The 15,275-nt window shown below is 43.5% G+C and carries 13 protein-coding genes; 11 read left to right on the top strand and 2 right to left on the bottom strand.

All coding sequences use genetic code 11. The features are described 5' to 3' along the window. Nucleotides 1-77 precede the first annotated feature (77 nt). The 3 genes from U2718_RS00295 (at nucleotide 78) to U2718_RS00305 (ending at nucleotide 2,469) form a co-directional block, all read left to right on the top strand. Nucleotides 78-476 (top strand): nuclear transport factor 2 family protein, encoded by a 399-nt coding sequence (locus U2718_RS00295; protein WP_341999180.1) that lies wholly within the window; start codon nucleotides 78-80, stop codon nucleotides 474-476. Between the two features lie 117 nt (nucleotides 477-593). Then, the gene (locus U2718_RS00300; protein WP_341999183.1) at nucleotides 594-1,142 is read left to right on the top strand and encodes a TRAP transporter small permease subunit; all 549 of its coding nucleotides are present in this window, start codon (nucleotides 594-596) and stop codon (nucleotides 1,140-1,142) included. After that, entirely contained in the window at nucleotides 1,132-2,469 is a 1,338-nt protein-coding gene (locus U2718_RS00305; RefSeq protein ID WP_341999186.1) for a TRAP transporter large permease subunit, read from the top strand. Before U2718_RS00300 ends, U2718_RS00305 begins: the two co-directional genes overlap by 11 nt. Here the strand turns inward: U2718_RS00305 and U2718_RS00310 are convergent. Next, nucleotides 2,466-3,173: a DJ-1/PfpI family protein gene (locus U2718_RS00310; protein ID WP_341999187.1), complete on the bottom strand. Its 708-nt coding sequence runs from the start codon at nucleotides 3,171-3,173 to the stop codon at nucleotides 2,466-2,468. The genes U2718_RS00305 and U2718_RS00310 overlap by 4 nt on opposite strands. Nucleotides 3,174-3,261: 88 nt before the next feature. Between U2718_RS00310 and U2718_RS00315 the strand changes: the two genes are divergently transcribed. From U2718_RS00315 to U2718_RS00330, 4 genes are all read left to right on the top strand, one after another. Next, a complete protein-coding gene (locus tag U2718_RS00315) occupies nucleotides 3,262-3,975 on the top strand; it encodes a LuxR C-terminal-related transcriptional regulator (protein WP_341999188.1) in 714 nt (237 codons plus the stop codon). Between the two features lie 429 nt (nucleotides 3,976-4,404). Continuing rightward, the gene (locus U2718_RS00320; RefSeq protein ID WP_341999189.1) at nucleotides 4,405-5,031 is read left to right on the top strand and encodes a hypothetical protein; all 627 of its coding nucleotides are present in this window, start codon (nucleotides 4,405-4,407) and stop codon (nucleotides 5,029-5,031) included. Between the two features lie 139 nt (nucleotides 5,032-5,170). Continuing rightward, nucleotides 5,171-6,859, top strand: coding sequence for an NAD(P)H-quinone oxidoreductase subunit 4 (locus U2718_RS00325; RefSeq protein ID WP_341999190.1), 1,689 nt, complete (start codon nucleotides 5,171-5,173; stop codon nucleotides 6,857-6,859). A 128-nt stretch (nucleotides 6,860-6,987) separates the two neighbouring features. Then, entirely contained in the window at nucleotides 6,988-7,197 is a 210-nt protein-coding gene (locus U2718_RS00330; protein ID WP_341999191.1) for a hypothetical protein, read from the top strand. 32 nt (nucleotides 7,198-7,229) lie between these two features. Here the strand turns inward: U2718_RS00330 and U2718_RS00335 are convergent, their stop codons facing one another. Next, nucleotides 7,230-8,333 carry a TRAP transporter substrate-binding protein gene (locus U2718_RS00335; protein ID WP_341999192.1) on the bottom strand — a complete coding sequence of 368 codons (1,104 nt, stop codon included), beginning with the start codon at nucleotides 8,331-8,333 and terminating at the stop codon, nucleotides 7,230-7,232. 132 nt (nucleotides 8,334-8,465) lie between these two features. Between U2718_RS00335 and U2718_RS00340 the strand changes: the two genes are divergently transcribed. From U2718_RS00340 to U2718_RS00355, 4 genes are all read left to right on the top strand, one after another. Continuing rightward, a complete protein-coding gene (locus U2718_RS00340) occupies nucleotides 8,466-9,107 on the top strand; it encodes a hypothetical protein (RefSeq protein ID WP_341999193.1) in 642 nt (213 codons plus the stop codon). Nucleotides 9,108-9,117: 10 nt separating this feature from the next. Beyond that, on the top strand, nucleotides 9,118-9,909 hold the full coding sequence (locus U2718_RS00345) for a pentapeptide repeat-containing protein (RefSeq protein ID WP_341999194.1): 792 nt from the start codon (nucleotides 9,118-9,120) through the stop codon (nucleotides 9,907-9,909). A gap of 505 nt (nucleotides 9,910-10,414) precedes the next feature. After that, on the top strand, nucleotides 10,415-14,086 hold the full coding sequence (smc, locus tag U2718_RS00350) for a chromosome segregation protein SMC (protein ID WP_341999196.1): 3,672 nt from the start codon (nucleotides 10,415-10,417) through the stop codon (nucleotides 14,084-14,086). A 58-nt stretch (nucleotides 14,087-14,144) separates the two neighbouring features. After that, nucleotides 14,145-15,131, top strand: coding sequence for a PRC-barrel domain-containing protein (locus U2718_RS00355; protein ID WP_341999198.1), 987 nt, complete (start codon nucleotides 14,145-14,147; stop codon nucleotides 15,129-15,131). Nucleotides 15,132-15,275: the final 144 nt, after the last annotated feature.

The raw sequence follows: 15,275 nt of genomic DNA on the forward strand, positions 1-15,275 counted from the left end.
GGTCGCTTTGGGAAAGCAAATTTGAAAATCAAACAGAATAGGTAAAAATATTTAAGTTCGCTTTAGGATGGGTGGCAATGGTACAAAATTCAGAACATACTTTAAAAGTTGCCCAGCAAGCCTTTGAATATTTCAGGCATGGTATGGAAACAGGTGAATGGAAGCAATTTTTAGATATACTCACTGAAGACTTCAGCTTTTGGTTTCCAATGGGAAAATTTCACGGATTAAATGTAGGCAAACAACGAGCACAAGAATTTTTTCAATACGTTACCCAAACTTTTAGTCCAGGTTTACAGTTAACATCCTTAGACCGTATTACTAGTAGTGAGACAACGGTTGTATTTGAATTTCGAGACGAAGGACTTTTATTCGGACAACCTTACAAAAATCGGGTTGCGGTTTCCTTTGATGTGCGTGGAGACAAAATATGTGCATATAGGGAGTATTTTGGCAGCGACGGTAAATCTAATTGATCACATAATCAGAAAATCTTTGTCCCTTCTGCCCACAGCATAGCTGCCTTATTTCCAACAAACTCTACTCTTCTGCCGTACACTACATTTACGACAGTTCAAGAGGTAATAAGTGCATTGGAAAAACTATTAAAACTATCAAGAATTATTGATGCCTGCAATGAACGCATCGGTCGATATACCAGTTGGTTGGTGCTAGTAATGGTAACACTCGGCGTGTGGAATGTGATTGGGCGATGGTTGGGACGTTTTAGCGGCAGCAACCTGACTTCTAATGCTTACATAGAAGCACAATGGTATATTTTTGATTTAGTGTTCTTGTTGGGAGCAGCTTACGCACTCAAACATAACGAACATGTCCGAGTTGATGTTTTTTATAGTAATTGGCAACCCAAGCGTAAAGCATTAGCAGACTTTGTCGGCACAGTATTTTTTCTGATACCTTTTTGCATCATGGTAATTATTTTTTCTTGGGATGCTATCGTTGCCTCATGGCGAATTTGGGAGACATCACCCGATCCTGGTGGTTTGCCACGCTATCCAATTAAAGCAATGATTATTGTCGGTTTTGTATTGCTAATTTTTCAAGGAATTTCTGAGGCTATCAAAAACTTAGCAATTCTCACAGGCGAACTCGAATCCCAGGAGGAACGCCATGACATTTGATTATGAGTGGCTTGGCCCTACAATGTTTGCGGGTGCTTTAGTGTTCCTGTCATTAGGTTATCCAGTTGCCTTTTCGCTGGGTGGAGTGGCGATGTTATTTGCAGCGATCGGTATTGCACTAGATGTATTCGATCCACTATTTCTCACTGCCATGCCCCAACGAATTTTTGGCATCATGGCAAACTACACTCTACTAGCTATCCCTTACTTTATCTTTATGGGCGCAATGCTGGAAAAGTCTGGGATTGCAGAACGGTTATTAGAAACGATGGGGATTTTGTTAGGGCGCTTACGTGGTGGGCTGGCGCTCGCTGTGGTATTGGTGGGAGCGCTTTTGGCAGCGACTACAGGTGTCGTGGCGGCAACAGTGGTAGCGATGGGTTTGATTTCTCTGCCAATTATGTTGCGCTATGGTTACAACAAAGAATTAGCTACTGGTGTCATTGCCGCATCAGGAACGTTAGGACAAATTATTCCACCAAGCGTGGTATTGGTAGTACTGGGGGATCAGTTGGGTGTATCGGTGGGTGATTTGTTCATCGGTTCGGTGATTCCTGGTTTAATGATGGCAAGTGCCTATGCGATTCATGTCTTAGTCGTAGCGTTTTTGAAGCCAGAGGTAGCACCTGCTTTACCTGCTCAAGTGCGAGATATTGGTGGTAAAGCCTTAGGAGGGCGAATCATTCAGGTAATGCTGCCGCCTTTAGTATTGATTTTACTAGTGTTGGGTAGTATCTTTTTTGGTTTCGCTACGCCCACAGAAGCAGGCGCTGTAGGTTGTGCAGGAGCGATCGCACTAGCTGCTGTTTACCGTCAACTAACTTTGGAATCGTTGCGTCAAGTCTGCGATTCTACTGTGCGCATCACCAGCATGGTGGTTTTTATCTTGCTCGGCTCCACAGCCTTCAGTTTAGTCTTTCGGGGATTAAATGGCGATCAATTTATGTTCGATGTGCTTACCAATCTTCCCGGCGGCAAAATCGGCTTTTTGATTGTGAGCATGGCAGTAGTATTTATTCTTGGCTTTTTCATCGACTTTTTTGAGATTGCCTTCATTGTTGTGCCTTTATTTGTACCAGTTGCTCAAAAATTAGGCATCGACTTGGTTTGGTTTGGTGTAGTTTTGGGAGCAAATCTGCAAACTTCTTTCCTCACACCTCCCTTTGGTTTTGCCCTGTTCTATTTGCGGGGTGTCGCACCCAAAGAAGTTACTACAACTGATATTTATCGCGGTGCCGTACCGTTTGTTCTGCTGCAGTTATTGGTGCTAGTGCTAATTATTGCTTTTCCAGGAATTGTTGGTTTGTTGCCTTCTTTGGCACGCTAAGAGTTCACTAAAGATAACCTAGAAGCTACTCGTTTACTAGCTGCATCGGATGCATTTATCAATGAAGCTCCAACTTGTTTTACAGCTTGTATCAATTCAACACCCGCTTTTTCTGGTGAGCCTACCCCGAATGGAGGTGAAGGATTATACTCAAGCATCAATTCGATGAATTTACCAGTCTCCTCACCACAAAGTATTCCTGCGATTGTCAGGGCAAAATCAATTCCTGCCGTTACACCTCCACCAGTAATTCGGTTGCCATCTACAACTACTCTTTGTGTACTGACTTGTACTCCCATTAACTCCAGTTGCTCTCGAAATGCCCAATGAGAAGCTGCTCGATACCCTTGTAACAAACCAGCTGCTGCCAAAATTAAGGAGCCTGTACAAACGGCAGTAACATACTTAGCTGTCTTCCCATGTGCCTGCAAAAATGCCAATACTTCTTCATCTTCCATGATTTGGACGGTACCAAAAACTCCACCCGGTACACATAAAACATCAAGTTGAGGACATTCAGCAAAAGTAGTAGTGGGTAAAATTGTTAAATCGCCATTGCTCACCACAGGTTCAAGGGACTTCCATAATAATAAAACACGAGTATTAGGGATTGAAGAAAAAACTTGGTGCGGCCCTGTAATATCTAATTGGGTCATATCTGGGTAAATAACTAAACCAATAGTGTGTTGGTGCTGATTATTCATACAGGTAATTGCAAATGCTGTGGTTAACACAGTTATCCTAAAGCTAATTAGCTGAACCGCAAATTACCCAGTTGAGTACTTTTTCGCCATGTCTGAAAGCTTTCGTACATTAATTCACAAAATAGCGATCGCTCACGATGAACTGCAACTACGCCTGCATTATATGGATGCAGCAGGAGAGTTGTTTGCTTGCCAGCACTGGAGTATTTATTTGCATGACAGCCAAGGACAACACACTACCATTGATATCAAAGGCTTACCAGATAGCTTTATCGATTACTACCAAAGTGTTGGTGCAGCTATCGATCCAATCATGCAATATGTGAGCGAAAATCATGCACCTGCTCACGAGCAAATTATTTTTACCGAAGTAGATTGGAAGCAGAGCCAACTATATCAAAGTGGTTGTGGTAAAAAATATGACCACGAACATATTATGACAGGGCCGATTGTTGGGCGAGGACAACTAATTGGTACAGTACATTTTGCCCGAACTAGTGGAACACCAGCCTTCAATACAGTGGATTTAATGCATTTGAGTGCGCTTTGTGCTCATATTTCCGCCCAACTAGCATTTTTGAGAACAGAACAAGAATTCAGGCGATCGCAAAAAGCAACTTGCTTAACTCCACGAGAGTTGCAGATTGCCTCCTTAGTGGCAAATGGCTTAACTAATGCAGAAATTGCTGCTGAACTTTGGATTAGTCAAAACACAGTTAAGCAGACATTGAAAAAAATATTTCGGAAGCTCAATGTCACTGCCAGAGCAGAGATGGTGGCAAAATTGCAATTGATTTGCTGATTTCACAAGAATTTCAATGTTCCCGGATCATTTGCCAATGAGGAGCGACTCGATACTCTTGTCGTAACAATTTTGGATTTTGGATTAAAACCATTGATTAATAGGCTAGTCCAGAATGTTGAAACAAGACTCCCGCTCGCCAATTTGGTGTCACAGTTCTTAGGAACCTATACAAACGAACTTTACTTCGTAATAACCCGGTAATAGCTTGATTAACAAGTATATAAATAGACATTCGATATAGTTGTTTTTTACCTAAGTAATTGCTACGATTCTGAATAATAAGCCTCTAATTTGAACTTAGCTAGGAAATAAAAACCTTTTTCCTCAGAAGATTAATATTTATCTGCTTTTATCGCTGTTTTCTGTAGTCTATTTCGACTCCTGATACTGAGAGATAGTAGTAACTTATACGCTGATGCAGGCTGAGTGCAATCCGTTTGGATAGACTGGGCTTTACTGAAAAAGTGGGGTAAAAGTTTTATCCATGATGTGGAGTGGCTGAGTAAGGAACAACACAAAAACAAAGGATATAAAAGAATGCGTCTGAGAAAGCTAGTCAGCTACGGGATTCTTGTAATAGTATTCATCATCGGTTTCAGTTTCACAGCGATTGCCCGTGGCTCTAACAATCCACCCGCAAGTGAAAAGATTGAGTTTGCTCAACAAACGAGCGATTTAATGCTCAACACCTTGTTTGCAGCACTGACGCAGGAGTTCGACGAAACTACGCCGGATAATGTGGAGCAGGGTAAGCAGTCTATCTCGCTGATATTTAACGATAAGAACAGGGATATGCGATTAGTTGGTACCATTAACCCACTCCAGGAAAGCGATCGCCCCCGCGACAGCTTCGAGCGTCAGGCAAACGCACTGGCAATGGCGGGGGAGGCATACACATCCATCCAGCGCGTGGACGATCAATGGTACTATCGACGCTCGATCCCCCTCAGCAATTTTAGAGCGGAGTGTGCGCTCTGCCATACTAATTTCCCAACTGGCCCTACATCAGATTGGGTAGGTGCGCTCATGCTCAGGGTGCCAATCAAGGAGTAAGAAAATTCCAAAAAGTAGCGATCGCCCATCGTAAGTAGAAATTTATCTATACCTAACGAAGTAAATATTTATTCACAACTCTTTACAAACTCTAGTAGAATGATTCTATTAACAAAAGTAAGTATTTTTTCTCATTGACATGATAGCGGAGCGATTTCCCTGGCTTACCGCGATTGTCCTACTTCCACTAGTTGCTTCACTGCTCATCCCTGTGCTGCCTGATAAAAATGGTAAGCGCGTGCGGTGGTATGCCTTGGGTGTAGGTATCGCAGACTTTGTCTTGATGTGCTATGCCTTTTGGAAGCATTACGATACGAGCAGTGCTAGTTTTCAACTCGTGGAAAATTATGCCTGGCTGCCTCAGTTAGGTCTAAACTGGGCATTATCAGTCGATGGGCTGTCAGTTCCGCTTGTGCTACTAGCAGGATTTGTGACGACACTCTCGATGTTTTCAGCATGGCAAGTTGATCGTAGACCTCGCCTATTTTACTTTCTAATGCTCGTGCTTTATGCCGCACAGATCGGAGTATTCGTTGCCAAAGACTTGCTGCTGTTTTTCATCATGTGGGAAGTCGAACTGATTCCTGTCTACCTACTCGTTTGTATTTGGGGTGGGCAGAAGCGTCGCTATGCGGCAACAAAATTTTTACTATACACAGCAGCGGCTTCTATATTTATTTTAGTAGCGGCACTGGCAATGGCGCTCTACGGTGGCGGCACCATGACCTTTGATATAGTAAGTCTTGGCATGAAGGAGTACCCACTTGCTCTAGAACTGCTGCTTTACGCGGGATTACTGATTGCATTTGGCGTCAAGCTTGCTGTGTTCCCCATGCATACCTGGTTGCCTGATGCCCACGGTGAAGCATCGGCTCCCGTATCAATGATTTTGGCAGGCGTACTTCTGAAAATGGGTGGTTACGGACTAATACGCCTAAATCTTGAACTTCTTAGCGATGCACACATTTACTTCGCACCTGTTCTGGCAATTCTGGGTGTTGTTAACATTATCTATGGCGCGTTGAACTCCTTTGCCCAATCAAACATGAAGCGCCGCCTAGCATATTCGTCGATTTCCCACATGGGGTTCGTATTGCTGGGTATAGCGTCCTTTACCGATTTGGGAATCAACGGTGCGATGTTACAAATGATTTCCCATGGCTTAATTGCATCGGTGCTATTCTTCTTAGCAGGGGTGACTTATGACCGCACCCACACGATGGCAATGGAAAATATGGGTGGTATCGGACAAGCCATGCCCAAAGTCTTTGCCCTGTTTACCATTGGTTCAATGGCTTCCTTGGCTCTCCCTGGGATGAGCGGCTTTGCTGGTGAACTCTCGGTTTTCCTTGGTGTGACAACCAGCGATATCTACAGTTCAACCTTCTGCACTGTAACAGTTTTCCTTGCTGCCGTAGGAGTTATCCTCACGCCGATTTACCTGTTGTCCATGCTGCGACAAGTATTTTATGGCACTGGTGCAGAACTGAAATGTAACCTTACAGATGGTGGCTTGCAGAATCAGGAAGCTGAAGAAGCAGTTTGTTTTGGCACAGATTGCGTTTTGCCTAACGAGGCAATATACAGAGATGCTAGCCCACGTGAAGTGTTTATCGCTGCCTGCTTCTTGGTGATAATTATCGGTATTGGACTATATCCTAAGATGGCAATGCAGATGTACGATGTCAAGACAGTTGCGGTGAACGCTCAAGTCCGTCAATCATACACCGTGATTTCGCAAGAAAATCCTGGTGTCTATGCTCATGGAGTGTTGATTCCTGAAATTGCAAAGGCTGAAGTAACGCCTGTTTTGGCAAATTTGAAGTAAGATTTTTGATATCTTGCACCCCGATCGCAAGAGCCAGAGGCATTAGTTCTCGTTACTAGGTTAAACCTGGTAACGAGTATTTAACAAGAGTAAGTCACAAAATGATCAAAGAATAAGGAGTAGAACTTGTGCATAGCGGCAGAATGCAGATGTTGATGGATAGGACAGCGATCGCACTTTCTACCGTTTTCATTGTTATGCTTCCCACACTGACAACAACTTCTGCTCGAAATTACTCACTCTGCGTTCCCCCGCGCTTACCTTTGCGTTCCTCTGCGTTAAAAAAAATATTATTCCGATGCCAGCAGATTTACCGTGAAACCCATTCACAAGATTGAAACCAGAACAAAAAGCAATGACTAGTTTTTCTCTAACTTTGACTAGATGTCACAAAATTAGCAAAGCTCAGTTCATTCACCCGATTCCAGTTGTAAATCTGCTCTCTAAAGCCTTTCCACTGTTCGTAAACTTGTTTAAAATTCGTATCTTTACTAGCATTTTCTGCAAATATCTCAAAGGATATTTTCTCAGCCGCTTGCAGAATATCTTGGCTGTAGGGAACCAACTTTGTACCACTAGCCACTAACTTTGAAAGTACTTGCCCATTCAAAGCATCATACTGAGTGAGCATATTGACATTAGCTTCATAAGTTGCCGCTTTCAATACTTCTTGATATTCTTTGGGCAGACGATTCCAGGCATTCAAATTAACCAATACATCTAAAGTGGGGCCGGGTTCCCACCAACCGGGATAATAGTAGAACTGGGCAGCTTTATTCAAACCCAGCTTTTCATCATCATAAGGGCCAACCCACTCAGCCGCATCAATAGCACCCCGATCCAATGCCAAGAAAATTTCGCCTCCTGGTAAAACTTGCACATTCACTCCCAAGCGAGACATAACTTGTCCCCCCAATCCAGGAATTCGCATTTTTAGTCCCTTGAGATCCCCAACAGACTTGATTTCTCTTTTGAACCATCCCCCCATCTGCGCCCCTGTACTACCCGCAGGAAAGTTAATGACATTAAAACTGGTATAAATTTTCTGTATAGCTTCTAAGCCACTACCATGATAAAGCCATGCATTCTGCTGTTGGGCATTTAAACCGAAGGGTACGGAAGTAGCAAAAGCCAATGCCGGACTTTTACCAATGTAATAATAGCTGGATGTGTGTCCACATTCCACTGTTCCTGCTTGCACAGCATCTAATACTTGCAATCCTGGCACTAACTCGCCGGCAGCAAAGGGCGTAATTCGGAAACGTCCGTTAGTCATTTCCTTAACTCGTTGAGCAACAGTTTCCGCACCAATAAAAGTACCTAAAGATTTCGGCCAACTTGTCGCCATCCTCCAACGAACATTTGGCAACCCGGTTGTTACACCAGGGGATGTACCAGTTCTACCACAAGATGCTAAGGTGACAGTAGTAACTGTAGCGATCGCGGTATTTTGAATAACTTGTCTACGCTTCATAAAGTTTTGTAAATTAAAATATAGTCAATTCTCAGGCTAGTGGAATTGAACAATAGTAATGTCTAGCAGTAAAAAGTTAGACTCATATATTGCAATTGTTAACTTTTAACCTCATGAGTGGAGAGCAAAACCTTGGGAATAGAACTACGTAGTTTCGTATTTCTCGACAGCTTGCAACCTCAACACGCAGCATATATAGGAACAGTAGCTCAAGGTTTCTTGCCATTGCCAGGGGATACATCGCTGTGGATTGAAATCTCTCCTGGTATCGAAATTAACAAAATTACGGATGTAGCACTCAAAGCTGCCTCTGTGCGTCCTGGAGTACAGGTAGTAGAAAGACTATACGGCTTACTAGAAGTCCATTCTAGCTCCCAAGGTGAAACGCGAGCTGCTGGTCAAGCTATTTTGGCAATGCTAGGAGTTAAAAAAGACGAATGTATTAAACCGCGTGTCGTTTCTAGCCAAATTATCCGCAACATTGATGCTTACCAAGCACAATTAATCAATCGCACGCGACGGGGACAGCTACTACTGGCAGGACAAACACTGTATGTGTTAGAAGTTGAGCCAGCTGCTTATGCTGCACTAGCTGCAAACGAAGCAGAAAAAGCAGCGGCGATTAACATCCTTGAGGTGCAAGCTGTGGGCAGTTTTGGAAGACTATACTTAGGTGGGCAAGAACGGGATATTCTTGCAGGTGCAGCGGGAGCACGAACAGCAATTGAAAGTGTAGCAGGTAGAACAAATCCCCAGGCTGGGCGTCAGGAATAAAGGAGAGAAGATGACAAATTTTGAGCATCTGGCTTTACTCAAAGCAGGTGCAGTCACCTGGATTGATTGGAGAAAGCAAAATCCCCTAATTAAACCAGACTTAAGTGCTGCTAACCTCTCTGGAGATAACCTTAGGGGTGCAAACCTCGAAGGGGCAAACTTGAGCAAAGTAGATTTAGATCATGCTTTACTGGTGCGAGCTAACCTCAGTGGTGCCGATCTCAGTAGTGCTAATCTCCACGGAGCAATTTTGATTGAAGCTGACTTGAGTGCAGCTAACTTGAGTGTTGCTAAATTGAGTGGTGCTACACTTACACAAGCAAATCTGACTCATGCCAATCTAATTGGTTCTGATTTGAGTGAGGCGAATCTCAAAGACGCTTGGCTCGCCGATGCTAACTTAATCGGAACTGAGTTGAAAGGCGCTAACTTCAAAGAAGCCGATTTGGGTGCAGCAAAGCTCATCCGGGCTAATCTCTGTTTTGCCAACTTGATTAGGGCTAACTTAATTGCAGCAGATCTGGGCGAGGCAAATCTGTATGAGACGGAATTAATAGAGGCGTACCTTTACAAAACTAACTTATACAAAGCCAATCTCAACAAGGCTCACCTGAGTGGAGCATACCTGGTGCGAGCTAACCTAAGTGAAGCTGATTTGAGCAAAGCTGATTTGAGATGGAGTAACCTCAAAGGAGCAAACTTGGCGGGAGCTAATCTCACAGAAGCTAACCTCACGGGAGCTAACCTCACAGGCGCTAACCTGAGCGGCGTGACTTTTAATGAAACTATTATGCCTGAGTGAGGAGCGATTTAATAGCAGGCGATCGCTCCACAACAAGTGCATGAAAAATCCTCTTTCCCCATCTGCGTTTAATATGAATTAGCCGAACTCACCTTGAGTCACACCAAATCATAGATTGATTGCAAAAACCAATTTTTAGGTGATAACGAACACTGTCTTGGAAAGCTTTGAAGTTCCCTCCGGGACGCTGCGCGTAGCCGCAAAGCGTCTACAAACTTTCCGCAGATAAACACAGATGCACACGGATAAATTATCTGTGTTTATCTGTGTCCATCTGTGGTCGATTTCTAAAACATGATTTTTGCTTGCCGTTTTAATTCACATCAGACATTATTTACAACTCTTAAAATCTTGGCGATTCTCGATTATGTCCATTACGCTGTAGAAGCACAAAGCCTTGTACTTATTGTTTAACCAAATCTAAAACCGCTATAATCTTGATTTTCTTATCGCTTGATATCTTTATTGGTACACTTGAACTCATTAGCCCAGAAAAACAGCGCCTATGGTGCATATAAAGCGCGTTGAACTCACCAATTTCAAATCCTTCGGCGGTACAACCTCTGTTCCACTACTGCCGGGGTTTACTGTCGTCTCTGGGCCAAATGGTTCGGGCAAATCGAATATTCTAGACTCGTTACTATTTTGTTTGGGGCTTGCTAGTTCTAAGGGAATGCGAGCCGATCGCTTACCTGATCTAGTTAACACTACTCAAACCAGCAAATCTCGCGCCACTGTTGAAGCGAGTGTAACGGTGACGTTTGATTTATCAGATCATGAGCCTGATGAACTTCTAGAAAGTGAGCCGATTGTCTCAACTGTAGAGATTGATACTCCTGAAGCAGAAACAAAGTCAGAACAGCAACAGACAGAAGACGAAAAAAATCGCCGCGAGAAAATTCGTGCCACACCTGGCACAGACTGGTGTGTTACTAGAAAGCTGCGAGTAACTCCCCAAGGTACTTACACATCAAATTATTATATTAACGGTGTTTCTTGTACGCTAAGTGAGTTACATGAAGAACTAGAACGCCTGCGTGTTTACCCTGAAGGATACAATGTTGTTCTCCAAGGGGACGTCACTAGCATTATTTCCATGAACCAGCGCGAGAGGCGGGAAATTATTGATGAATTGGCAGGAGTAGCAGCATTTGACCGTAAAATTAACCAAGCCAAAGAAACATTAGAAGAAGTTAAAGAAAAAGAAGATAGCTGTCGGATTATTGAGACAGAATTAACCGCCCAGTGTGATCGCCTCTCTCAAGACAAAACTAAAGCCGAAAAATACCAAAAACTCCGCACTGAATTTCTGGAAAAACAAAAGTGGGAAGCTGTTTTGTCGTGGCGTACCCTGCAAAATCAACAAGAAAATTTAGCAACTCAAATTCAAACAGGCGATCGCACTTCCACAGAACTTACAGAACAACTCACATCCCTAAATACAGAAATTACTCAAAAAACCGCAGAACTAGATCAACTTAATGCCCGTGTCAAAGCATTGGGAGAAGATGAACTTTTAGCGGTACAATCTGCTCTTGCTAACCAAGAAGCAGAACGCAAGCAACTCCAGCGCCAGCAATCGGAATTAGAAACTACTTCCCAACAAACAGTTAAGCGTCTGGCTCAAACTCAGCAAGAAATTCAACAGCACTCCTCAACAATAGAACAACTGGCGCAACAACAACAGCAGCAAACGCAAAATGTGGCGTCTTACCAACAACAACGCGATGAAGCGCAACAAGTCTTAGAAAGTTCTCGCCAAGCGGCGGCGGCAATTGCTTCGGCATCGGAGGCTTGGGTACAGCAACAAACTGCACTTAACCGCCAAATCGAAGCTCTACTACAAACCGTCGAACCCCAACGCACCGAACAAGCCCAACTACGGGAACGCGATCGCCAGCTACAGGAGCAAATTCAAGAACAAACTCAACTCATCCAAACTTTAGAACCGCAGCTAGCCCAAAAACAAGCTGAGTGTACTCGCTTGGAAACGGAATTTAATAGTGCTACCGAACCTATTCAGAATTTAGCGCAAGATTTAGCTGCCACAGAACAAGAATTGCAAATCCAACAGGATACTCAAAAACGCCTGTTGCAAGAACAGCGAGAGAAACAACGCCAGTTGGATAAATTAGAAGCACAAGCCCAAGCACAGCAAGAAGTGCAAGGAACTGGTGCCAGCAAAGTTATCCTGCAAGCGGGAATATCTGGTATTTGCGGGTTAGTTGTTCAATTGGGAAGAGTGGAACCCCGCTATCAATTGGCATTGGAAATTGCTGCTGGTGCGCGGTTGGGGCATATTGTTGTAGAAGATGATTCAATTGCTGCTGCCGGAATTGAATTACTCAAACAAAAACGGGCGGGGAGAGCGACTTTTTTACCGTTAAACAAGATTCATGCCCCGAAAATTACTCAAGATTTTACACTGCGTTATGCGAACGGGTTTGTAGACTACGCTGTTAACTTAGTTGATTGCGATCGCCGCTATAAAGACGTATTCAATTACGTTTTTGGTAACACAGTAGTATTTGCCAATCTGGAGCAAGCACGTAGCAATTTGGGCTTGTATCGGATTGTGACTTTGGATGGGGAATTGTTGGAAACTAGCGGTGCTATGACTGGTGGCAGCATTACCCAGCGTTCAGCGTTGCGGTTTGGTAGTGTGGAAGCAGCGGAATCTGAAGAAGTAGCGGCGCTGAAAAAGCGTTTGGTAGATATTGAGAGAGTTTTAGAGCGTTGCACTGAGGCGATCGCATCTTTGTCTACTAAAGCAAAACAATTATCGCAACAGGTGACAGAAGCACGTCAAACCCGACGGGAACAGCAACTGCTGCTAGAACAGTTGCAAAAAGAAGTTAAAACTTTGACATCTCAATTAGAAACAACGCGATCGCAACTTGCTCAAAACAACGAAAAATTTACCACTGCTCAATCTCGCCTCGAAATCTTAAACCGGGAATTACCGAGCCAAGAGCAGCAATTGCAACAATTACGCCAATCTTTGGCAGAATTAGAAGCCTCCCAAACTCCCCAAGAATGGCAACAAATCCAAGCAACAATTAAAATTCAAGAGCAACAATTGCAACAGCAAGAGCAAACTTTACGAGAGGCAGAGCAACACCTCACAAATCTGGAAAATCAACAACAAAGATTGCAAGAGAAAATCCAAGAAGCCGAACAGCGAATTGCAGAATACCAAACCCAGCAAACAACTTGTCGAGACGCAATCAATCGCGTCTGTGGTGAAATAAATAAAATTGACGAGCAAATGATCCAAACTCGCGCTGCCTTAGCGCAGATGGAACAGAATTTGGGAGAAGAAAAACAAAAACGCGATCACACAGAAGCAGAATTACGCTCCAACTTGCTGCGCCAGCAACAATTAGAGTGGGAACTGCAAAAACTACAAGAAACTCAACTAACAAGACGAGAAGAACTAGCAAACGTACAAGCACAACTGCAAACAGTAGCGGCAGACTTGCCATCTCCCTTGCCAGAAGTACCAGATAAAGTAGATTTAGAAGAATTACAAAAAGAATTGCGATCGCTTTCCAAACGCTTGCAAGCGATGGAACCAGTTAATATGCTAGCTTTGGAACAATACGAACGTACCCAAAAACGATTAGAAGAACTCAGTCAAAAATTACAGACACTAGAAGCAGAAAGAACAGAATTATTGCTGCGAATTGAGAATTTTACTACTTTACGACAACGTGCTTTTCAAGAAGCATTTGACGCTGTCAATGAAAACTTTAAATCAATTTTTGCGACTCTTTCTGAAGGCGACGGCTATTTACAACTTGATCATCCAGAAGATCCTTTTAATAGCGGACTTAACTTAGTTGCCCACCCTAAAGGCAAACCCGTACAGCGTCTTGCTTCCATGTCTGGAGGAGAAAAATCTTTAACAGCTTTAAGCTTTATCTTTGCCCTTCAAAGATATCGTCCATCACCATTTTATGCGTTTGACGAAGTAGATATGTTTCTAGATGGGGCAAATGTGGAACGATTAGCTAAAATGATTAAACAACAGGCGCAACAAGCACAATTTATAGTTGTGAGTTTGCGTCGCCCGATGATAGAATCAGCCGAACGCACAATTGGCGTCACTCAAGCAAGAGGAGCTTTTACTCAAGTTTTGGGTATCAAGTTACAATCCTCAAATACATCTGCTTGAATTTTTGTTAATAATAGTGTATAGATAAACCGGATTCGAGATCAGGACTCCGTATAGAATGACCTCTGAACAAGTAATTAGGCGTTCCGATATTTTAAATACTCAGGTAATCACCCGTGACAATGGCAAGCGGCTGGGAATAGTCAGTCAAGTCTGGGTTGATGTAGATCAGCGAGAGGTTGTGGCTCTTGGCTTGCGAGACAGCCTGATCTCCGTCTCTGGCATACCGCGCTATATGTACCTGAGCAACATCAACCAGATCGGGGATGTAATTCTAGTTGATAACGAGGATGTCATTGAAGATATTGAAATTGAAGCCTACAGCAACCTGATCAACTGGGAAGTTATTACCGAAACAGGTGAAGTATTAGGTAGAGTCCGAGGTTTCAAGTTCAATGGAGAAACAGGAAAGATGTACTCCATTGTCGTTGCCTCTTTGGGACTACCGCAAATTCCCGACTCTTTTTTGAGTACCTACGAATTATCAGTAGATGAAATTGTCAGTACAGGCCCCAATAGATTAATTGTATTTGAAGGAGCCGAAGAGCGCGTTATCCAATTAACAGTTGGTGTACTAGAGCGTCTTGGTATTGGCAGAGCGCCGTGGGATCGAGAAGAAGCCGAAGGATACGACTACGCTCCGCGTGCAATTGCACCACCAAATCAACTGCCAAGTGGAGTGCCAATCGAGCCAATTAAGCCGAAAGTTCGCGCACCCGAACCTGTTGCCCAAGAATGGGACGAAGATTATTACGAAGAAGAACGTCCTCCTCAACGCCGGGTAATGGAAGCGCGAGCGTATGATTCGGTTCGCTACGAAGAGGAAGAAGAAGACAATTGGAGTGAGGCAACGGGTAAAGATAGATATCAAGCACAACCCTATGAACCTCCAGCTTACAATAATAAGTCATATACCGAAGATTACGAAGACTACGACGATGATCTCAACCGTGATGCTTGGGATGATGAACCGCCAAAACCGATAAACATCCCCAAAAAAGTTAAAGAGAGACAACCAGAATACGAAGAAGAAGGCGGTTATTAAAGTTCCCCTGTAGCTTAATCTCTGCTTTTAAAATGCCCACGAGCTATAAGCCTGAGGCTATAAATACGAAGCCTGCCTACCCTTTGAGTAAGGCAGGCTTTATTCATGGATATTGATTAAAAATGCCATATCCCTCCAAGCAAT

This window comes from Chlorogloeopsis sp. ULAP02, assembly GCF_038404745.2.
Taxonomy (GTDB): Bacteria; Cyanobacteriota; Cyanobacteriia; order Cyanobacteriales; family Nostocaceae; genus Chlorogloeopsis.